This is a genomic window from Streptomyces sp. NPDC088785, assembly GCF_044750685.1.
Lineage (GTDB): Bacteria > Actinomycetota > Actinomycetes > Streptomycetales > Streptomycetaceae > Streptomyces.
Genome location: NZ_JBIVKH010000012.1, coordinates 169,440 through 189,111, shown reverse-complemented (window position 1 = coordinate 189,111; position 19,672 = coordinate 169,440). Strand labels below are relative to the sequence as shown.

Genomic DNA, 19,672 nt, shown 5'->3' with positions numbered 1-19,672 from the left:
CTTACTTGACGGATCCGCCGGTGATGCCGGCGGCGATGTACTTCTGGGCGAGGACGAGCAGTACGGCGGCCGGGATCGCCGACAGGACGGAGGCGGCCATCACGGAGCCCCAGTCGCCGACGTGGGCGCCGATGTACTGGTAGATGCCGAGCGTGACGGGCTTGACGTCGTCGGTGGTGTTCAGCGTGAGGGCGAACATGAAGTCGCTCCACGCGTACAGGAAGGAGAACAGACCGGCGGTGATCAGGGAGTTGCGGCTCATCGGCAGCACCACCTGGACGAAGGTGCGCAGCTTGCCCGCGCCGTCGACCTCGGCCGCCTCGATGACCTCCTTGGGGATGGCCACCATGAACGACCGCATCAGGACGATGGCGAAGGGGATGCCGAGCGAGGCGTCGGCGAGCATCAGGCCGAAGTAGGAGTTGACCAGGCCCAGATCGACGTACGCGCTGTAGAGGGCGTTGGCGATGACGATGCCCGGGACCATCTGCGTGATGAGGGTGCCGAAGACGATGGACCTGGTGCCGGGCAGCCGGAACTGGGCCAGTCCGTACGCGGCGGGCGCGGCGACGGCCAGGCAGATGGCGACGGCGCCGAGCGCGACGGCGAGCGAGGTCAGCAGGTGGGTGCCCTGGTCGCCGAGGGCGGAGGAGAAGCCGGAGAGGTCCAGGGAGTGCGGGACGGGTGAGACGTCCAGGAGGCCGGACTCGGGCTGGAGCGCCGTGTTGATCATCCAATACAGCGGGAACAGCATCAGGCACAGGATGACGACGCCGGCGACGGTGGCGCCCCAGCGGCGCCGGGGCCGGGTGATGGCGGGTTCGGTGGTGACGGAAACGGAAGCTGTCGCCATGCCGGTCACTTCCCCTCGGAGCGGTTGGCCCGCAGGTAGAACACCGCGAAGACGGCGGATATCAGGATCAGGACGTTGCCCACGACGGCGCCCGCGCCGAAGTCGAGCTGGACGAAGGAGTTCTGGTAGGTGAGCGTGCCGAGCGTCTGCGTGGAGTCGGCGGGGCCGCCGTCGGTGAGGGCCAGGATCAGGTCGAGGATCTTCACCGTCGACATGAAGCCGAGCACGAGGACGACCGTGATGACGGGCTTGAGCAGCGGCAGCGTGAGGGAGCGGAAGGTCCGCCAGGCGGAGGCGCCGTCGAGGGACGCGGCCTCGTACAGCTCCTTCGGGATCTCCTGGAGTCCGCCGTACAGGATCACCATGTTGAACGGGATGCCGATCCAGATGTTCACCATGATCACGGAGAACAGGGCCATGCCGGGGCTGGTGAGCCACGGGGCGTGGCCGCCGAGGCCGAGCGTGTCGAGGAAGGAGTTCAGGACGCCGGTGTCCTGGTCGAGGATGCGGCGCCAGACGATGCCGGAGACGACCATGGGGACGAGCCAGGGCAGCAGGATCAGCGAGCGCAGGAACCCGTTGAGGGGGAACCGCTTGGTGAAGAAGACGGCGAGCGCGAGGCCGATGCCGAACTGGCCGATCAGCGAGCCGATCGTGAAGACGACGGTGTGCCAGAGCGCCTTGCCGAAGAGGTCGTCGTGGAAGACCTTGCTCCAGTTGTCGGTGCCGTTGAAGGGCGACCTGCCGTCGAAGAACGTGGACGGGGAGAAGTCCTGGAAGCTCATCACGACGTTGCGGACGAGCGGGTAGCCGAAGAAGAGCAGCATGAAGACGACGGCGGGGGCGATGAAGCCCCACTGGGAGAGTCTGCGGCGCCGTGTGTCGCGCCGCCGGCGCACCGGGGCGGCGGGGGCCGGCCGGGTTTCGGGGGCGGCGGAGGCCGTGGTGGTCGACATGGTCGTGAAATCCCTCAGTTCCCGCTCGTGGCGCGCGCCTGCGCCTTCTTCAGCGCGTCCGCGCTGTTCTGACCGGTGAGCGCGGACTGGAAGGCGCTCTGCAGGGCCAGCGACACCGACGACCAGCCCGCTCCGACCTTCGCGGTGCGCGAGCGGGCGGTGGCCACCTGGTCGGCGAGCGCGTCGAGTTCGGGCACCTCCTCGCGCCAGATCGCGGCGGCCTTCTCGTTGGCGGGCACCATCCAGCTGTTGCGGGCGTAGGTGATCTGCTCCTTCTCGGAGGACATGCACCCGACGATCTTGGCGGCGGTCCGCTCGCGCGCGGTGTCGCCCGTCTTCGGGACGGTGAGGACGGCGCCGCCGAGCGGCCCGACGGAGTCGTCCCCGGACTCGGGGACCGGGATCTGCGCGATGCCCCAGTGCAGGGACTTCTTGGTGTCGAGCGTCTCGACCTGCCACGGCCCGTTGATCATCATGGCGGCGTTGCCGGCCATGAACTGGTCGTTGACGTCGGCCTGCGTCCAGTTGACCGTCGACCGGGACAGCGAGCCGTCCTTGAGGAGGCCCTTCCAGTAGTCGAGGGCCTCGGCGACCGGCTTGCTGTCCAGGTCGGTCTCGTCGCCGCCGTTGGACCACATGAACGGTGTGAACTGGAAGACGCCGTCCTCGGCGCCGCCCGCGCTCAGGGCGATGCCGTACCGCTTGCCCCGGGTGAGCTCCTTCGCGGTCTCCTTCATCTCGGCCCAGGTGGTGGGCACGTCGAGACCGGCCTGCTTCAGGACGTCCTTGTTGTAGAAGAGCGCGAGGGTGTTCACCGTGCGCGCCGCGCCGTAGTAACCGCCCTTGTAGGAGCCGAAGTCGACGATGCCCTTCGGGATGTCCCGCGTGGACAGGCCGAGCGACGTCAGGTCGACCAGGCCGCCCGCCTCGGCGAACGTCGGCATCTCGGAGGCGTCGAACTGGATGACGTCCGGGAGCGACTTCGACGACGCCATCCGCAGCGACTTCGTCATGACCTGTGCGGCCGGGACGCTCTGCTGCTCGATGGTGAGGCCCAGCCGGGCGCTGCACCGCTTGAGGGTGGCGGCGTCCCAGCCGTGGTAGGAGGCGTCGGTCGAGGAGTTGAGGACGGTGTAGACGTCGTCGTCGCGCTGACTGCCGCAGCCCGCGAGTGCCGCGGAGGCGACGAGGACGGAGACAACGGTGAGCGGGATCGCGGCCCGCCGGCGTGCTGCTGTCACGGTGGTTGCCCTTGCCTGGGGAGGGGTGGCCGGCCCGGCGGGACGCCTGTGTCCCGCCGGGAGGAGGTGAGGAACGGCGTACGGGTCCGGCCCGGCCGTACGCGGGGGCGGGCGGGTCGCCCGCGGGGCTCAGCGGGCGCCGAGCAGGTGGTCGAGCGCGAGCTGGTCGAGGCGCTCGAAGGCCATCGAGCGGTCCGCGGCCGCCGCGACGTCGAACTCCTCGTAGGCGCCGCCGTCGGCGAGGAGGGCGGCGAGGCCGTCGGCGGCGGTGGGCTGCGCGAGCTGGTCGAGGCGCGAGGCGAGCAGGGCCTCGCGCACCTCGGGGTCGGCGCGGAAGGCCGCGGCGCGCTCCTTGAGGATCAGGTAGTTGCGCATGCAGTTCTTCGCGGACTCCCACACGCCGTCGAAGCCGTCGGTGCGCACCGGCTTGAAGTCGAAGTGGCGCGGGCCCGCGTAGTCGGAGTTCTCCAGCAGGTCGACCAGCCAGAACGCCTGGCGCACGTCACCGGCGCCGAAGCGGAAGTCCTGGTCGTACTTGATGCCGGTCTGCCCGTTGAGGTCGATGTGGAAGAGCTTGCCCGCCCACAGCGCCTGCGCGATGCCGTGCGGGAAGTTCAGACCCGCCATCTGCTCGTGGCCGACCTCGGGGTTCACGCCGACGAGTTCGGGGCGCTCCAGGCGCTCGATGAAGGCGAGGGCGTGGCCGATGGTGGGCAGGAGGATGTCGCCGCGCGGCTCGTTGGGCTTGGGCTCGATCGCGAACCTCAGGTCGTAGCCCTGCTCGACGACGTACTCACCGAGCAGGTCGAAGGCCTCCTTCATCCGGTCCAGCGCGTCCCGCACGTCCTTGGCGCCCCCGGACTCGGCACCCTCGCGGCCGCCCCACGCGACGTACGTGCGCGCGCCCAGCTCGGCGGCCAGGTCGATGTTGCGGATCGTCTTGCGCAGCGCGTACCGGCGCACGTCACGGTCGTTGGCGGTGAAGCCGCCGTCCTTGAAGACCGGGTGCGTGAACAGGTTCGTCGTGGCCATCGGGACGACCATGCCGGCGGCGTCGAGCGCCTGCCGGAACCGCTTGACGATCGCCTCGCGCTCCGCGTCGGTCGAGCCGAAGGGGATGAGGTCGTCGTCGTGGAACGTGACGCCGTACGCGCCGAGTTCGGACAGCCGGCGCACCGACTCGACGGGGTCGAGCGCGGGACGCGTGGCGTCGCCGAACGGGTCGTTGCCCCGCCAGCCCACGGTCCACAGACCGAACGTGAACTTGTCTTCAGGGGTGGGGGTGAATCCGCCGGACATGGTGCCGTCCTTGGGTCGATCGTTTGTTTTCTGACATGACTAATACGCCATCCTGTCGCTCGGCGCTAGACCCAGGGAGGAAACTCACACGGCACCGATCGGCAACGACCTGGTGTTTTAGCCAATCGAAGCGCTTGCGCAAGGTCACACCCCGACGCCCCTTGTTCTTTTGTTTTCTTTACGATCAAATGCGTCCTACAGGCGCTTCGAACCGAGGCCGGCCGCGCACCGCTCCGCTGCGCGGCCACGATCGTCAGCACGTTGAGGGGGCTACATGGCCGTCGTGATCGGCGTGGACAGCTCCACGCAGTCCACCAAGGCGGCCGTCACGGACGCCGCCACCGGCCGGCTCCTCGCCGTCGGCCGCGCACCGCACGTGGTCACCGGCGAGCGGGGCGCCCGCGAGACCGATCCGGAGGTGTGGTGGCGGGCCCTGCGCGACGCGGTCGCGCAGGGGCTCGCGGAGGCGGACACCGCCCCCGGGGCGGTCACCGGCATCGCCGTCGCGGGCCAGCAGCACGGCCTCGTCGTCCTCGACGCGGACGGCCGCCCGCTGCGCCCCGCGGCGCTGTGGAACGACACCCGCTCCGCCCCGCAGGCAGCCGCCCTGACCCGCGAGCTCGGCGGCCCCGACGCCTGGCTGGCGCGCACCGGCTCCGTGCCGGTCGCCTCGCTCACCGCCACGAAGTGGCGCTGGCTGCGCGAGCACGAGCCGGCCCGCGCGGTCGCCGCCGTCCGCCTGCCGCACGACTTCCTCACCGAGCGGCTGTGCGGGCGGGCGGTCACCGACCCCGGGGACGCCTCCGGCGCCGGCTGGTACTCCACCGCGACGGGTGCCTACGACCCCGAGGTGCTCGGCCTCCTCGGCCTGCGGCCCGAGCTGCTGCCGGCGGTCGCCGCGACCGGCGGCACCCGGGCGGGCTCGCTGACCGCGCGGGCCGCGCGGACGCTGGGCCTGCCCGAGGGCATCGCCGTGGCGGCGGGGACCGGCGACAACATGGCGGCCGCCGTCGGGCTCGGCCTCGGCGGCGCGGGCCTCCTCGACCACCCGGTCGTCAGCCTCGGCACCTCCGGCACCGTCTTCACCGCGACCCGCACCCGCCCGGCCTCCCGGGACCTGGCCGGGTTCGCCGCGACCGACGGGACGTACCTGCCGCTGGCCTGCACCCTGAACTGCACGCTCGCCGTCGACCGGGTCGCGGCCCTGCTCGGCCTGGATCGTGCGGACGCCGAGCCCGGCGGCGGCGCCGTCCTCCTGCCCTACCTCGACGGCGAACGCACTCCGGACCTGCCGCACGCCGCGGGCCTGCTCACCGGCCTGCGGCACGCCACCAGCGGGCGGCAACTGCTGGGCGCCGCCCATGAGGGCGCCGTGTTCACCGTGCTGCGCGCCCTGGACGCGCTGCTGGTGGCGTGCGGCCTCGATCCCGGCGACCCCGAGGTCCGCGCGCGCCCGCTGCGGCTGATCGGCGGCGGTGCCCGCGGCCGTTTCTGGGTGGAGACGGTGCGCCGGCTGTCCGGCCGCCCGGTGCTGCTGCCCGCGTCCGGCGAGCTCGTCGCGCTCGGCGCCGCCGCGCTGGCCCGCGCCGCCGCCACCGGCCTCGACCCGGTCGCCGTCGCCACCCGATGGGACACCGGCCGGGGCGCCCTGCTGCCGCCCGTGCCCCGGGACCTGGCGACCTGGAACCGGCTGACCCACGTGCTGGACGCGGCGACACCAGCCCTCCTGACCTGACCCACCCTCCCCGCCGCCGGGCCCCGCCCGGCCGCACACACCCCAGCCCCAGCCCCACCCCGCACCCCGCACCCCGCACCCCGCACCCCGCACCCCGCACCCCGAGGAAGATGATGAAGTTCACCGACGGCTTCTGGATGATGCGCGACGGCGTCCATGCCTCGTACGCCACCGAGGTACGCGACGTCCGCGCCACCGACGACCGCTTCACCGCGTACGCCGCGGTGAAGCGCGTCGAGCGGCGCGGCGACACCCTCAACGCCCCGCTCCTGACCGTCGACTGCTTCTCCCCCGCCGAGGGCGTCATCGGCGTGCGCGCCACGCACCTGGCGGGCCGCGCGCACCGCGGCCCCGACTTCGCCCTGCCCGGAGCGGACACCGGCGCCGGCCGGGTGCGCCGGGACGGCGACGTCGTCGAACTGACCAGTGGCGCGCTCGGCGTCCGCCTGGACACGGCCGCACCGTGGACCCTGTCGTTCCGCGATCCCGAGGGCCGGGAGGTCGCCTCGGCGGGCCGCAAGGGCATCGCGTTCGTCACGACGGCCGACGGCGCCCACCACATGGCCGGTCAGCTGTCCCTGGGGGTCGGCGAGCAGGTCTACGGCCTCGGCGAGCGGTTCACGCCGTTCGTGAAGAACGGCCAGGTCGTCGACATGTGGCAGGCCGACGGCGGCACCAGCAGTGAACAGGCCTACAAGAACATCCCGTTCAGCCTGCACGTCTCCCCCGCCGGCGCCTACGGCGTCTTCGTCGACCACTCGGGGAGGGTCGGCTACGAGGTCGGCTCGGAGTCCGTCGGGCAGATGCAGTTCAGCGTCGAGGACCAGACGCTGACCTACTACGTCGTCGCGGGCCCGGAGCCCAAGGACGTGCTGCGCCGCTACACCGCGCTGACCGGCCGCCCGGCGCTCCCGCCGGCCTGGTCGTTCGGGCTGTGGCTGACCACTTCGTTCACCACGCAGTACGACGAGGCGACGGTGACGAAGTTCGTCGACGGCATGGCCGAGCGCGACATCCCGCTCTCCGTCTTCCACTTCGACTGCTTCTGGATGCGCGAATACCAGTGGTCGGACTTCGCCTGGGACCCGGACGTCTTCCCGGACCCGGTCGGCATGCTGGCCCGGCTCAAGGAGCGCGGCCTGCGGATCTCCGTGTGGATCAACCCCTACATCGCCCAGAAGTCCGCCCTGTTCGCGGAGGCCGCCGAACTGGGCCACCTCGTGCGCACCGCCGACGGCGACATCTGGCAGTGGGACCTGTGGCAGGCGGGCATGGGCCTGGTGGACTTCACGAGCCCCGCCGCGTGCGCCTGGTTCCGGACCAAGCTGAAGGTGCTCCTCGACCAGGGCGTGGACTGCTTCAAGACCGACTTCGGCGAGCGCATCCCCACGGACGTGGTCTGGCACGACGGGTCCGACCCGGAGCGCATGCACAACTACTACACGCACCTGTACAACAAGGTCGTCTTCGACCTCCTGGAGGAGGAGCGCGGCGCGGGCGAGGCGGTGCTGTTCGCGCGGTCGGCCACGGCGGGCGGGCAGCAGTTCCCGGTGCACTGGGGCGGCGACTGCTGGTCGTCGTTCGGCGCCATGGCCGAGTCGCTGCGCGGCGGACTGTCGCTGTCACTGTCCGGTTTCGGCTTCTGGTCGCACGACATCGGCGGCTTCGAGGGGACGCCGGACCCGGCGGTCTTCAAGCGCTGGCTGCAATTCGGCCTGCTCTCCTCGCACAGCCGGCTGCACGGCTCGTCCTCGTACCGGGTGCCGTGGGAGTTCGGCGACGAGGCGGTCGACGTGGCCCGGCGGTTCACCCGGCTCAAGCACCGCCTGATGCCGTACCTGTACGGAGCGGCCGCCGAGGCGCACCGCACCGGCGTGCCCCTGATGCGCCCGATGCTGCTCGACTTCCCCGGCGACCCGACCGCCCGCACCCTCGACCGGCAGTACATGCTCGGCCCGGACCTCCTCGTCGCGCCGGTCTTCTCCGCCGACGGCACCGTCGAGTACTACCTCCCCGAGGGCACCTGGACCCATCTGCTCACCGGTGAGCAGGTGCGGGGGCCGGTCTGGCGCAGCGAGCGGCACGGCTTCGACAGCCTGCCGCTGTACGTGCGGCCCGGCGCGGTGCTGCCGATCGGAGCGGACACGAGCCGCCCGGACGGCGACTGGCTCCGGGGCCTGTCCCTGCTCGTCGCACCGGCCGGCGGGGAGAGCGGCACGGTGCTCGTGCCGGTCCCCGACCACCGGGGTCGCGACGCGGCGGTCTACGAGGTCGTGCGGGACGCGGCGGGAGCGGTGAGTGTGAGCGCGCCGCGGGGGCAGGACGTGCCCGCGGTGGTGCGGTCCCTGGGGTAGCCGACGCGACGCGGCCGGCGGGTGCCGTGCGGGGCGTCCCCGTGCCCCGAACTGCATTCGGGTGTCCGGTCCCGTCGGCCGCTGATCGGCGTGGCGCCGGTGCTGACGGGTGGGGTCCTCGGGGGCCTGCGTGCGTCACCCCGTGCGTCCGGTGGGCACGGGCGGCCGTACCTCAGGTCAGCTCGTCGGCGAGGAGATCCATGAGGAGGCCGTCCTCCCAGACGCCCGTACGGTGATTGCGCCAATAGGCGCGCAGGACGCCGACGGGCCGGAACCCGACCTTGCCGTAGCAGCGGATCGCCGCGCTGTTCGCCGCGGCCGGGTCGATGGTCAGCCGGTGGTGCCCCCGCTCCGTCACCAGCCAGCGGGCCAGCGTGCGCACCGTGTCGGCGCCGAGCCCCCGGCCGTGGCGCCGCGCCGTCAGGAAGATGTCGATGCCGGCCCGGCGGAACTCGGGGTCGTTCTCCTCGGCGTACTGGACGAGGCCGATGACCTCGCCGTCGTGCACGACCGCCAGCGCGCCCTCGTAGTCGTCCGGGGGCGACCACCACGCGGCGACCTCCGGCTCCCGCACGATCCGGTCCAGGATCGCCGTGTCGCCCTCGGCCACCGGGCGCAGCACGACCTCGTTCCCCCGCAGTTCCATGGGCCCATTCTCCCTTACGGCGCCCGCCCAATCGGCGTCCGCCGCACGGCAGATGGGCCCGGCCGCCCCCTGCCGGTGCCTCTGCGTGATCTCCTGGCCAGTGCCATAATCACGAGGTCCTCCAGGGCCTCACCGGGAACGTCGTGGTTCCCCGTCCGGTCCGCGATCCGATCCACGCTGGAGCCAGGCATGACGGCACAATCCTCCCCGAGCCGCATCGACACGAGCAGACCTCATCCGGCGCGCGTCTACGACTGGCTGCTGGGCGGGAAGGACAACTACCCCGTCGATCAGGAAGTGGCGCAGAAGCTGCCGCCGCAGGCACGGGACAACGCCATGCGGAACCGGGCCTTCATGCACCGCGCCGCGGCCTGGCTGGCCGGGAAGGGCATCGACCAGTACCTCGACGTGGGCACGGGCATCCCGACCAAGCCCAACCTGCACCAGATCGTGCAGGGCATCCTGCCGTCGGCCCGCGTGGCCTACGTCGACAACGACCCGATCGTGCTGCGGCACGCGGAGGCGCTCCTGGTCAGCAGCCCGCAGGGGGCGACGGACTACATCGAGGCGGACGTCCGCCGGCCCGGGGCGATCCTCGACCACGCGCGGACGTTCCTGGACTTCAGCCGTCCCGTCGCGCTGTCGATGATCGCGCTGATGCACTTCATCACCGACGAGGAGGACCCCTACGGCCTCGCGCGCACGCTCGTCGACGCGCTGCCGTCGGGCAGCTACCTCGTGCTCTCGCACGGGACCACCGTCGAGCACCCGCATCTGGTGAAGACGGTGACGTCCACGTACAAGAAGGGCGAGATCCCGCTGCGGATGCGGACGAAGGCCGAGGTCGAGCCGTTCTTCGAGGGCCTGGAGATGGTCGATCCCGGCCTGGTCACGGCCACCCACTGGTACAAGGACACGCCCGCGCCGACTCCGGAGCCGAGCGGCTTCTACGTCGGTGTGGCCCGCGTCTCCTGACCACCCGCACGGCGCCCCGGGGACCGGGGCGCCGTGTCCGCGGTCCCCTCCCGTGCCAGCATGGGCGGCTGCCCCTACCCCACGGCAGAAAGAGGCTGCGATGGACGAGCGGGAACTGGCGCACCTGCGCCGCTGTGTCGAGCTGGCGGCCGAGGCCCTGGAGGCGGGCGACGAGCCCTTCGGGTCGGTGCTGGTGGACGGCGCGGGGGCGGTCCGTGCGCAGGACCGCAACCGGGTCTCCGGCGGCGACGCCACCCGGCACCCGGAGTTCGGGCTCGCCCGCTGGGCGGCCGAGAACCTGACCCCGCGGGAGCGGCGGGACGCCACCGTCTACACCTCGGGCGAGCACTGCCCGATGTGTTCGGCCGCGCACGCCTGGGTCGGTCTCGGCCGGATCGTGTACGTCGCCTCGGCCGCCCAGCTGACCGAGTGGCTGTCCGAGTGGGGGCGCCCCCTGCCTCCGGTCCGCGCGCTGTCCGTGCGGGAGATCGCGCCGTCGGTGGCGGTCGAGGGGCCCGTCGACGCGCTGGTGCCGGCCGTGAAGGCCCTGCACCGCCGCCTCGCCGACCGGGCCTGAGGCCGGGCGGGGCGGGGCGGCGGGCTTCAGGCGAGGCCGAGTTCCCGCTCGCCCAGGGGCGCGAAGTAGCGTGCCACCCGGTCGGCGCCGACCTCGGCGAGGGTCGCCGGGTCCCAGTGCGGGTCGCGGTCCTTGTCGATGATCTGGGCCCGGACGCCCTCCGGCAGGTCGTGCGTGTCCAGCGCCGCGCAGGACACCCGGAACTCCTGGTCGAGGGCCGCTTCCAGGGAGTCGAGGCGGGCCGCGCGGCGCAGGGACTCCAGGGTCGTCTTGACGGCCGAGGGGGACTTGGCCAGCAGGGTCTCGGCCGCTTCCTTGGCGGCGGGCTCGCCGCAGGCGTGGAGCCGGTCGACGATCTCCTCGACCGTGTCGGCGGCGTAGCAGGCGTCGATCCACTCCCGCTGCTCGGCGAGCACCCCTTCGGGGGCCGGGCGGGCGTGCCGGGCGACCGCGTCGTGCGCGGGCAGGCGGGCCAGATCGGCCAGGAGGCCGGGAAGGGCGGCCGAGGGGACGACGTGGTCGGCGAGGCCGCACAGCACGGCGTCCGCGGCGCCGGCCGGCAGGCCGGTCAGCGCGAGGTGGGTGCCCAGGTGGCCGGGGGCGCGGGACAGCAGGAAGGTGCCGCCCACGTCGGGCACCAGGCCGATGGTGACCTCGGGCATCGCCACCCTCGACCGTTCGGTGACGACCCGGACGGAGCCGTGGGCGGACAGTCCGACGCCGCCGCCCATGACGATGCCGTCCATGAGGGCGACGTACGGCTTCGGGTAGTGCGCGATGCGCGCGTCGAGCCGGTACTCGGCGCGCAGGAACGCCTCGGACGCGGTGTGGTCGCCGCTGCGCGCGTCGTCGTGGAAGAGGCGGATGTCGGCGCCGGCGCACAGCCCGCGCTCCCCCGCCCCGTCGAGCACGACGGTCCGCACGGCGGGGTCGTGCTCCCAGGCGTCGAGCGCCCGGGCGACGGCGTCGAGCATGGCGGGCGTCAGGGAGTTCAGCGCGCGCGGCCGGTTGAGGGTGAGGCGGGCGGCGTGCCCGTCGACAGCGGTGAGCACGGGAGCGGCGTCGGGGGTCAACACGGGTCCTTCCGGTTGCTTCCGGTGAAGATCACGGCCGGGCCATCTGTATCACCCCGCCCGGCGCGGCGGGCGGGGCGCCCCCGCCGGCCCGGGCTGCGGGACGTCAGGCGGTGCCGGACGGTCCGTCGGCGCCGAAGGTGTCCAGGAGGATGTCGACGACGTCGTCGACCTCGGCGTCGGCCAGGTCGTCGAAGGCGCCGGAGTGCCGGGCCAGCAGCACGCCGGAGACCGCGGCGACGAGGATGTCGGCGCGCAGGCCCGGCCGGTCGCGGCCCTCTCGCGTGAAACGGTCCCGCAGCGGCTCGACGAGCCGGTCGTGCAGGGCCGCCCGGGTGGCTTCCTGGGCGGCGGTGTCGCTCAGCGGTTCGACGGCGACGCGCAGCAGCGGCACGGGTCCGCGGCGTTGCGCGCGGCGGGCCACCTCGCGCAGGCGGGGTTCGGTGAGCAGGTCGTCCGGGCGGCCGGCGCCGTGCTCGGCGCGCAGCACCTCCACGTAGAGGAGCGGTTTGCTGCCGAAGTAGCGGGCGATCAGCGAGGGGTCGACCCCGGCCCGTTCGCCGATCTCGCGGATCGTCGTGCGGTCGTAGCCCCGCTCGGAGAAGAGGGTGGTGGCCGCCCGGAGGAGGGCTTCCCTGCTGCGGGCGGAGTTGCGCGGGGTGCTCATGGGCGGCCCGGTGCGGTCGGTGCCGGGTCGGCGGCGGCGGACGGGCCCGGCTGGACCCTCGCGACGACGGACGGGCGCGGTCGCGGGCCGCCGCGGGTGAGGGCGACGGCGACGACGCCGGTGACGGCGAAGGCGGCGCAGCCGACGAGGCCCGCGGTGCGGTAGCCGTCGTTGTCGGGGAGGCTCGCGCCGGGGGCGGTGGCGGCCTGGAGGACGACGGCGCTCAGGGCGCTGCCGGTCGAGTATCCGATGTACTTCACGACCTGATTGAAACTCATCGCGCTGCCCGTCTCCCGCGCGGGCACTCCGGCGACGATCAGGCCGGGGGTGACCGCGAAGGTGACGCCGACGCCGAGTCCGGCGAGCGCCATCATCGTGCCGATGCCCCAGAGGCTGGAGCGGGCGAGCAGGAAGCAGACCAGGGAGGCGAGGGAGAGCAGGCAGCCCAGCGGGAGCATCCGGCCGGGGGTGGCCGCGCTGCCCAGCATCCGCACGAGCCGGCCGGTCAGCAGGCTGGCGGCGGAGAACGGCACGAGGAGCAGGCCGGTGACGACGATGGAGGCGGAGAAGCCGTACCCGGCCGAGGTCGGGGTCTGCACGTAGCGGGTGACCAGTGCGATGAGGAGGTAGGTGCCGACTCCGCCGATCATCGTGGTGAGGTTGGCGACCAGGACGCCGCGGTCCTTGACGAGGCGGACCCGCACCAGGGGGTGGGTGCTGCGCAGCGAGTGTGCGATCCAGGCGCCCAGCAGGACGACGGCCGCGGCGGCGAGCCCGAGCAGGCGCGCCGAGGTCCAGCCCCAGCGCTCCCCCTCGGCGAGGGTCAGCAGCAGGGCCGCCATGCCGCCGGTGAGCAGCAGGGCGCCGGGCAGGTCCATGGGGGCGCCGGCGCGGTGCGGGGCGCGCGGCACGACGAGCAGCGCGGCGGTCAGCGCCGCGGCGGCGGTCCCGGCCGCGAACCAGAATCCCGCGTACATGCCGAGGTACTCGGCGAACATGCCGGTGATCGGGTAGCCCAGCCCGATGCCCGCGGCGGTGGTCAGGGAGAGCGTCGCCACGGCGGAGCGGGCGCGGGTCTCGGGCAGCGCGTCGCGGGCCGTGGCGATGGCGAGCGGGACCAGCCCCATGCCGACGCCCTGGAGGGCCCGGCCGGCCAGCAGGCAGGCGAATCCGGCGGGGAGGGCGGCGAGGACGCTGCCGACGAGGACGAAGCAGAGCCCGCCGATGATGACCCGCTTGCGGTGCGGGCCGTCGCCGAGGCGTCCCATGACCGGGGTGGCCACCGCGCCGACGAGCATCGTCACCGTGAGCGCCCACTGCGCGGTGGAGACGGACACGTGGTCCTCGGCGGCGATCGTCGGGATGAGCGGGGCGCCGAGGCTGCTGACGACGGCCACGAGCATGCCGAGCGAGACGAGGACGGGCACCAGGGCCCGCGGGTGGCGGAGCGCGGGTGCCGTCGCGTCGGAGCGGGCCGCGGACTCCGGGCCGGAGGGCTGCGCCGGTATGGAGGGCTGCAAGGAAGGCTTCCTCTTCTTCTTTTCATCAATTCATGTCATCAATCGATGTCATTGCATGATGACATGCGCTCGACGAGGATCGCTTGCGTCCGGCCGGTACGGGGTACTGGGGTTTCATGATCACCGACACCTCCACGCCCGCCGGCGGGTACACCCGGCCGGACATCGACGTACCGGCCCTCGCCCGGGTGCTCGACGGCGAGTACGCCGAGATTCGCGAGCTGGTCCGGACGAACCTGGTGAAGCACGCCTCCGTGCTCGAAGAGGCCGAGGAACTCGGCATCGACGCGTTCCGGGAGCGGGTGCGCGAGCTGGCCGTCGCGATGGCGGCGACGGGGCAGACGGGCATGGGCTTCCCGAAGGAGTACGGGGGCGGGGGCGACATCGGCGCGTCGATCGCCGCGTTCGAGACGCTCGCCTTCGGCGACCTGTCGCTGCTGGTGAAGGTGGGCGTGCAGTTCGGCCTGTTCGGGGGCGCGATCCTGCACCTCGGCACCGAGCGCCACCACCGGGCGTATCTGCCGGACCTCATCACGGGCCGGCTGATGGGCTGCTTCGCGATGACGGAGACCGGGCACGGCTCGAACGTCCAGGCGCTGGGCACCGTGGCGTCGTACGACGCGGACAGCCAGGAGTTCGTCATCACCACGCGGGGCGAGGGCGCCCGGAAGGACTACATCGGCAACGCCGCCCGCCACGCCGAACTCGCGGTCGTCTTCGCCCAGCTCGAAGTGGGCGGCCGGTCCGAGGGGGTGCACGCCTTCGTCGTGCCGGTGCGGGTCGACGGCGCGCCGGCGCCGGGCGTCCGGATCGAGGACGACGGCCGCAAGATGGGCCTCAACGGCGTCGACAACGGCCGGATCGCCTTCGACGGGGTGCGGGTGCCGCGCGAGGCACTGCTCAACCGGTTCGCCGACGTCGACGCCGAGGGCGTCTACCAAAGCCCCATCGAGAACCCGGGGCGCCGCTTCTTCACCATGCTCGGCACCCTGGTCCAGGGCCGGGTCAGCGTCGGCGGCGGTGCGATCAACGCCGCCAAGGTGGCGCTCACCATCGCCACGAAGTACGCCGTGCGCCGCCGTCAGTTCGACGCCGCGCCGGACACCGGGGAGCAGCTCCTCCTCGACTACGGGATGCACCAGCGCCGCCTCCTGCCGCTGGTCGCCCGCACCTACGCCCTGCACTTCGCCCAGGACGTGGTCCGCACCCAGCTCCACGAGGTGTTCTCGGGCGCGACGGACGACGAGCAGGCACGGCGCGAGCTGGAGTCCCGGGCCGCCGGGACGAAGGCGCTCGGCACCTGGCACGCCACGCGCGCGATCCAGGAGTGCCGTGAGGCGTGCGGCGGCGCCGGCTACCTCGCCGTCAACCGGTTCGCCGCGCTCAAGGCCGACAGCGACGTCTTCACCACCTTCGAGGGCGACAACCACGTGCTCCTCCAGCTCGTGGCCAAGGGTCTGCTGACCAACTACGCGCACGAGTTCGAGGACATGGACCAGCTCGGCATGGTGCGGTTCGTCACCGGGCAGGCCGTCGAGACGGTCATCGAGAAGACCTCGGTGCACAAGCTCCTGGAGCGGGTGCGCGACCTGCTGCCCGGCGGCGACGAGTGGGACCAGGAGGCCGGCCTGCTCGACTCCGACTACCACCTCGCGATGCTCCGCTTCCGCGAGGAGCACATGCTCGCCGGGCTGGCCCGCCGCCTCAAGCGCGGCGTGGACCAGGGGCTCGGAGCGGGCACCGTCTTCTCCCATGTGCAGGACCACGTGATCGCGGTGGCCCGCGTCCATGTCGAACGGCTCGTCCTGGAGGCGTTCGTCGACCGGACGCGCACGCTGCCCGACGACGGCAACAAGGTCGCGCTGGGGCTGCTGTGCGACCTGTTCGCGCTGTCGACGATCGAGGCCGACCGCGCCTGGTTCATGGAGCACGGGCGGCTGACGATCCAGCGTTCCAAGGCGATCAGCCGCGAGATCAATGACCTCTGCCGCAAGGTCCGGCCGCTGGCCGTCGATCTCGTGGACGCCTGGGGTGTCCCCCCGGAGATGCTGCGCGCGCCCGACCTCGTGGGGTGAGGACGGGCGGAGCGCCGCGCTCCGCTCTTTCCTCCTGTGACGAGGGTGACGGGAGCCCTCCGGTGGGTATACGGCTCACCGATCCGCAGGGGATCTTCACGGGAGGGGACCACGCATGCGAAGACTCATCGGGTTATGGCGTCGCGCCGCGGCCGGGGGCGGGCTCGCCCTGCTGCTCGCCGCGGCCGCCGCCACCGTGCCCGCCCCGGCGGCGGCCGCGGGCGTGGGCACCGCTCCGGCCACGTCCTTCAGCTACACCAGCAGCCCCGGCGACTACATCGGCCAGGGCCGCGGCGCCACGTTCACCGCGCCGCAGGACGGCGTGTCCGCCAGTAATCCGGTCGAGGTCGACCCGGGGCTCGTCCGGGTCTTCGCCGGCAACGGCGACGTCGACTGGACGATCGAATTCGCCGGGGCGCCCGGCGAGTTGCTGAGGCCCGGGGTGTACCGCGACGCCGAGCGCGCCGCCTTCCGCACGGGGCGCTCCCCCGGTCTCGCGGTCACCGGCGAGGGGCGCGCCTGCAACGAGGTGTACGGCGAGTTCACCGTGTACCAGGTCGCCCACGACGCGGACGGCCAGGTGACCCTGCTGGACGCCTCCTTCACCCAGCACTGCGAGACCGCGGGCGCGCCGCCGCTCAAGGGCCGGGTCAAGTACCGGGCCCAGCCCCTCTCGTACGGCTACAGCAGTGATCCCGGCGACCCTGTCGGCAACGGCACCACGGACTCGTACACCGGGGCGAACAGCACGTTCGGCGTGCGGGGCACGAACCGGACGATCGAGTACACCGCCTCGGGGAAGCGGGCCAACTGGTCCGTGCGCCTCGAAGCGCCGGACGGCCAGAAGTTCGTGGTCGGCAAGGTCTACCAGGCCGAACGGTTCCGGAGCCAGACGGTCGGGGCCCTGGACGTCGACGGGCTGTCGCGGGGCTGCAACACGCTGACCGGGGAGTTCAGACTGACCCGGCTGGTCACGGACGCCACCGGCGACGTGACCGCGTTCGCCGCGACCTTCGTCCAGCACTGCGAGGGTGCGGAGCCGGCGCTGCGCGGGACCGTGCACTACTTCGCCTGAGCCGGGCCGAGTCGGGCCGAGCCCGGTCGCGTCGGGTCGGGTCGGGTCTGGCGGCTGCGGAGGGGCGGGCGCGTGTCGCACGTCCCTCCGCGGCCGGTCAGACCAGACCCGTGACCGTCACCGTGACGTGCGCCCGCGCGGCCTCCGCCGGGAGCGCCGCCGCCAGGTGTTCCTCGGCGGCGCGGCGGGCGGCGCGGGCGACGTCCACGGTGCGGGCCCGGCCGCGCGCGACGAGCTGGATCTCGACCCGCCAGGGCCCGGCGCCGGCGCCGTCGGTGGGCCCGGTCAGCCGTACTCCGGCGGACGGGGACGGCGGGGCGACCGGTTCGGGGCGCGCGTCGGGCCGGGCCCCGGGGCGGGCCAGTACGGAGCGCAGCCGGCCCGCGAGGTCGGGCGTGAGGAAAGCGACGTCGGGCAGGCCCGCCACGGCCCGGGCGATGCCCTCGGAGAGGGTGCCGGACACGGTGTCCTGGGTCATCGGGTGCCGCCTTCCTGTCGGTCGGTGCGATCGGCGACGCCACCGGGATCCGTGCTGTCGTGGAGGTCCATGGTGCCGTAGAGGCCCATGCCGCTGGGGTCCGTGCCGTGGGTGAGGGCCGTGCCACCGTGGGGGTCGGTGCCACCGTGCAGATCGGTGCGGTCCGTGCCGTCGGTGCCGTCGGTGAGGTCGGTGATCCGGATGTCGACCGACGCGATCTCCATGCCCAGGTCCCGGTCGGCGACCTCGCGGACCCGGATCCGCACGTCCTCGGCGAGGTCGGGCAGGTGGGCGTCGGACGGCGCGTGGATCTCCAGGCGCACCTCCACGCGCTCGGCGGACGGCCCGTCGGCCGGCCGCAGCCGGCAGGACCCGGCCCGGACGCCGGGGACGGTCTCGGCCGCAGCCCGCAGGGTGCGGGCGGCCACCGCCTCCATGATCCACAGGTCCTCGTCGGGTTCGCCGAGCGGCAGCGGGCGGCCCGGGCGCAGTTCGAGGCGGACGACGTCCATGACGCGGCGGGTCAGCGTCGACGCGTCGTACCGGGCGTCGTCCAGCGGCTCCTCGCGCAGGTCGCGCACCGCCGTCTCCAGCCGGTACAGGTCGCCCGTGGCGTCCTGGCAGTGGGGGCAGGCGTGCAGGTGGGGATCGTCGGACTGCTCCTCCCACAACTCCCAGACCTGGGACAGCGGACGGCCGCAGGGCAGCCGTTCGTCGCCGGCGAGGTCGTCGTGCGGGTTGGGCGGTTCTGTGTGAGCGGTCATCGCCAGGCCCCCAGCGCTTGTGTCAGGCAGCGTCGTGCACGGAAGACGCGGGCGCGGACAGCCTCCTGGCTGATACCGACCGCGTCCGCGATGAATTCGTAGGACCGGCCGTCGAGCTCGCGGAGCACCCAGCAGGCACGTTGTTCGGCCGAGAGGTGGTCGAGGGCCCGGCCGAGTTCGCGCACCGCGTCGCGGCCCTCGGCGATCCGCGCCGGTGACACCACGTGCTCGGGTGCGGCCACCTCGCCCGCCGACTCCAGCGGCGCCGCGGGGCGGCGGCCGCGCAGGACGTTCAGGCAGCGGTTGGTGACGATGCGGTACGTCCAGGTGCCGAAGGACGCCTGGCCCTGGAACTCGGGCAGTCGCCGCCAGGCGCTGATGAACGCGTCCTGCACGGCGTCCTCGGCCTCCGTACGGGAGCCGAGCAGCCGGGTGGCGAGCCGGAGCAGCGCCGGGGCGTGGTGGTGCACGAGGGCCGCGAAGGCGTCCTCGTCCCCTTCCGCGGCACGGATCACCAGCAAGGTGTCGTCCCTCGCGCCGCTGCCGTCCGGCGGTGCGGTATCTGTGCGGGCCCCCGCCACTGGGCGGCTCCTCTCGTCTCGTCCTGCTGGTTGGACACACCCGGCGGCGTTCTGTGACGCGGCGTTCTGAGACGCGGCGTTCTCTGACCGGGTGCCCACCGGGCGCCGGTCCCGCTCCGGGCGCGGCGGAGAAAGATTCTTCGTTCCACCGCGTCACAGATGCGGCCGGGGCGGGTCTGTCCCAGTGAGCGCGACAGAACAGCCAGTCACCTGTCACAGATCACCACAGCCCGCTACAGGAAGAGGGTCTCCTCATGACCACGAGCACGCAGACCGTTCCGACCGGCACGGACGCCCCGGCGGTGCGCACGGGCCCGTCGGTGCGCACGACCGCGGTCTCCGGTGGAGTCACCGGGGCCGACCAGCCCGCCGCGAACCGGGGCAGGACCTCCATCGCGGATGTCGTCGTCGTGAAGGTGGCGGGCATCGCGGCGCGGGAGATCCCCGGGGTGCACGCCATGGGCGGCGGCCTGTCCCGCACCATCGGCGCGGTGCGCGACCGCGTGCCGGGCGGCCGGCCGAACGTGGGCCGCGGAGTGAAGGTCGAGGTCGGCGAGAAGCAGACCGCCATCGACCTGGACCTCGTGGTGGAGTACGGCGTCCCGATCATGGACGTGGCGCGCGACGTGCGCGAGAACGTCGTCTCGGCGGTGGAGCGCGTCACCGGCCTGGAGGTCGTCGAGGTGAACGTGACGGTCAACGACGTGCACCTGCCCGAGGACGACACCGAGGCACCGGCCGCGGAGTCCCGCGTGGAGTGACCCCTCCGCGGTGCGCAGCACAGCGGTCGGCGGTTCGGTGAC

At 72.9% G+C, this 19,672-nt stretch carries 18 protein-coding genes; 7 read left to right on the top strand and 11 right to left on the bottom strand.

The genetic code is table 11. The annotated features are described in order from the left end of the window. Position 1: 1 nt before the first annotated feature. From ACIP5K_RS27790 to xylA, 4 genes are all read right to left on the bottom strand, one after another. The gene (locus ACIP5K_RS27790; protein WP_401413803.1) at positions 2-853 is read right to left on the bottom strand and encodes a carbohydrate ABC transporter permease; all 852 of its coding nucleotides are present in this window, start codon (positions 851-853) and stop codon (positions 2-4) included. A gap of 5 nt (positions 854-858) precedes the next feature. Continuing rightward, entirely contained in the window at positions 859-1,809 is a 951-nt protein-coding gene (locus tag ACIP5K_RS27785) for a carbohydrate ABC transporter permease (protein WP_401413802.1), read from the bottom strand. A gap of 14 nt (positions 1,810-1,823) precedes the next feature. Beyond that, a complete protein-coding gene (locus ACIP5K_RS27780; RefSeq protein WP_401413800.1) occupies positions 1,824-3,050 on the bottom strand; it encodes an ABC transporter substrate-binding protein in 1,227 nt (408 codons plus the stop codon). 129 nt (positions 3,051-3,179) lie between these two features. Beyond that, on the bottom strand, positions 3,180-4,349 hold the full coding sequence (gene xylA / locus ACIP5K_RS27775) for a xylose isomerase (protein ID WP_401413798.1): 1,170 nt from the start codon (positions 4,347-4,349) through the stop codon (positions 3,180-3,182). A gap of 274 nt (positions 4,350-4,623) precedes the next feature. On the opposite strand from xylA, the gene xylB reads away from it, so the two are divergent. Then, a complete protein-coding gene (gene xylB, locus ACIP5K_RS27770) occupies positions 4,624-6,084 on the top strand; it encodes a xylulokinase (RefSeq protein WP_401413796.1) in 1,461 nt (486 codons plus the stop codon). 113 nt (positions 6,085-6,197) lie between these two features. After that, a complete protein-coding gene (gene yicI, locus ACIP5K_RS27765; protein ID WP_401413794.1) occupies positions 6,198-8,438 on the top strand; it encodes an alpha-xylosidase in 2,241 nt (746 codons plus the stop codon). 172 nt (positions 8,439-8,610) lie between these two features. Here yicI and aac(6') read toward each other — a convergent pair whose 3' ends face one another. Continuing rightward, complete coding sequence (aac(6'), locus tag ACIP5K_RS27760) at positions 8,611-9,084, bottom strand: aminoglycoside 6'-N-acetyltransferase (protein ID WP_401413792.1); 474 nt, start codon at positions 9,082-9,084, stop codon at positions 8,611-8,613. Positions 9,085-9,273: 189 nt separating this feature from the next. Here aac(6') and ACIP5K_RS27755 point away from each other — a divergent pair, with 189 nt between their 5' ends. Together ACIP5K_RS27755 and ACIP5K_RS27750 are read left to right on the top strand one after the other, a co-directional pair. Further along, the gene (locus ACIP5K_RS27755; protein ID WP_401413790.1) at positions 9,274-10,059 is read left to right on the top strand and encodes an SAM-dependent methyltransferase; all 786 of its coding nucleotides are present in this window, start codon (positions 9,274-9,276) and stop codon (positions 10,057-10,059) included. A 100-nt stretch (positions 10,060-10,159) separates the two neighbouring features. Continuing rightward, positions 10,160-10,636, top strand: a complete 477-nt coding sequence (locus tag ACIP5K_RS27750; protein WP_401413788.1) for a nucleoside deaminase — start codon at positions 10,160-10,162, stop codon at positions 10,634-10,636. A 26-nt stretch (positions 10,637-10,662) separates the two neighbouring features. On the opposite strand, the gene ACIP5K_RS27745 is transcribed toward ACIP5K_RS27750, so the two are convergent. From ACIP5K_RS27745 to ACIP5K_RS27735, 3 genes are all read right to left on the bottom strand, one after another. Beyond that, a complete protein-coding gene (locus ACIP5K_RS27745; protein WP_401413892.1) occupies positions 10,663-11,709 on the bottom strand; it encodes an enoyl-CoA hydratase/isomerase family protein in 1,047 nt (348 codons plus the stop codon). A gap of 106 nt (positions 11,710-11,815) precedes the next feature. Beyond that, entirely contained in the window at positions 11,816-12,376 is a 561-nt protein-coding gene (locus ACIP5K_RS27740; protein ID WP_401413785.1) for a TetR/AcrR family transcriptional regulator, read from the bottom strand. Further along, complete coding sequence (locus ACIP5K_RS27735; protein WP_401413782.1) at positions 12,373-13,896, bottom strand: MFS transporter; 1,524 nt, start codon at positions 13,894-13,896, stop codon at positions 12,373-12,375. The genes ACIP5K_RS27740 and ACIP5K_RS27735 overlap by 4 nt, the downstream gene beginning before the upstream one ends. Before the next feature lie 116 nt (positions 13,897-14,012). On the opposite strand from ACIP5K_RS27735, the gene ACIP5K_RS27730 reads away from it, so the two are divergent. Both ACIP5K_RS27730 and ACIP5K_RS27725 read left to right on the top strand, forming a co-directional pair. Then, positions 14,013-15,971 carry an acyl-CoA dehydrogenase family protein gene (locus tag ACIP5K_RS27730; RefSeq protein WP_401413781.1) on the top strand — a complete coding sequence of 653 codons (1,959 nt, stop codon included), beginning with the start codon at positions 14,013-14,015 and terminating at the stop codon, positions 15,969-15,971. 115 nt (positions 15,972-16,086) lie between these two features. Beyond that, a complete protein-coding gene (locus tag ACIP5K_RS27725) occupies positions 16,087-17,046 on the top strand; it encodes a hypothetical protein (protein ID WP_401413780.1) in 960 nt (319 codons plus the stop codon). A gap of 97 nt (positions 17,047-17,143) precedes the next feature. Here ACIP5K_RS27725 and ACIP5K_RS27720 read toward each other — a convergent pair whose 3' ends face one another. The 3 genes from ACIP5K_RS27720 to ACIP5K_RS27710 are packed head-to-tail and all read right to left on the bottom strand — an operon-like array spanning position 17,144 to position 18,869. Beyond that, positions 17,144-17,524: a hypothetical protein gene (locus ACIP5K_RS27720; protein WP_401413778.1), complete on the bottom strand. Its 381-nt coding sequence runs from the start codon at positions 17,522-17,524 to the stop codon at positions 17,144-17,146. Further along, positions 17,521-18,288 (bottom strand): Asp23/Gls24 family envelope stress response protein, encoded by a 768-nt coding sequence (locus ACIP5K_RS27715; protein ID WP_401413776.1) that lies wholly within the window; start codon positions 18,286-18,288, stop codon positions 17,521-17,523. The genes ACIP5K_RS27720 and ACIP5K_RS27715 overlap by 4 nt, the downstream gene beginning before the upstream one ends. Beyond that, complete coding sequence (locus ACIP5K_RS27710) at positions 18,285-18,869, bottom strand: RNA polymerase sigma factor (RefSeq protein ID WP_401413774.1); 585 nt, start codon at positions 18,867-18,869, stop codon at positions 18,285-18,287. The genes ACIP5K_RS27715 and ACIP5K_RS27710 overlap by 4 nt, the downstream gene beginning before the upstream one ends. Positions 18,870-19,123: 254 nt before the next feature. Between ACIP5K_RS27710 and ACIP5K_RS27705 the strand changes: the two genes are divergently transcribed. Further along, the gene (locus ACIP5K_RS27705) at positions 19,124-19,630 is read left to right on the top strand and encodes an Asp23/Gls24 family envelope stress response protein (RefSeq protein WP_401413773.1); all 507 of its coding nucleotides are present in this window, start codon (positions 19,124-19,126) and stop codon (positions 19,628-19,630) included. Positions 19,631-19,672: the final 42 nt, after the last annotated feature.

What these genes read in the sequence shown, in the direction of transcription:
- ACIP5K_RS27790 (WP_401413803.1), bottom strand. Translation starts at nt 853, where the DNA reads ATGGCGACAGCTTCCGTTTCCGTCACCACCGAACCCGCCATCACCCGG.
- ACIP5K_RS27785 (WP_401413802.1), bottom strand. Translation starts at nt 1,809, where the DNA reads ATGTCGACCACCACGGCCTCCGCCGCCCCCGAAACCCGGCCGGCCCCC.
- xylA (WP_401413798.1), bottom strand. Translation starts at nt 4,349, where the DNA reads ATGTCCGGCGGATTCACCCCCACCCCTGAAGACAAGTTCACGTTCGGT.
- xylB (WP_401413796.1), top strand. Translation starts at nt 4,624, where the DNA reads ATGGCCGTCGTGATCGGCGTGGACAGCTCCACGCAGTCCACCAAGGCG.
- yicI (WP_401413794.1), top strand. Translation starts at nt 6,198, where the DNA reads ATGAAGTTCACCGACGGCTTCTGGATGATGCGCGACGGCGTCCATGCC.
- ACIP5K_RS27755 (WP_401413790.1), top strand. Translation starts at nt 9,274, where the DNA reads ATGACGGCACAATCCTCCCCGAGCCGCATCGACACGAGCAGACCTCAT.
- ACIP5K_RS27750 (WP_401413788.1), top strand. Translation starts at nt 10,160, where the DNA reads ATGGACGAGCGGGAACTGGCGCACCTGCGCCGCTGTGTCGAGCTGGCG.
- ACIP5K_RS27740 (WP_401413785.1), bottom strand. Translation starts at nt 12,376, where the DNA reads ATGAGCACCCCGCGCAACTCCGCCCGCAGCAGGGAAGCCCTCCTCCGG.
- ACIP5K_RS27730 (WP_401413781.1), top strand. Translation starts at nt 14,013, where the DNA reads ATGATCACCGACACCTCCACGCCCGCCGGCGGGTACACCCGGCCGGAC.
- ACIP5K_RS27725 (WP_401413780.1), top strand. Translation starts at nt 16,087, where the DNA reads ATGCGAAGACTCATCGGGTTATGGCGTCGCGCCGCGGCCGGGGGCGGG.
- ACIP5K_RS27720 (WP_401413778.1), bottom strand. Translation starts at nt 17,524, where the DNA reads ATGACCCAGGACACCGTGTCCGGCACCCTCTCCGAGGGCATCGCCCGG.
- ACIP5K_RS27715 (WP_401413776.1), bottom strand. Translation starts at nt 18,288, where the DNA reads ATGACCGCTCACACAGAACCGCCCAACCCGCACGACGACCTCGCCGGC.
- ACIP5K_RS27705 (WP_401413773.1), top strand. Translation starts at nt 19,124, where the DNA reads ATGACCACGAGCACGCAGACCGTTCCGACCGGCACGGACGCCCCGGCG.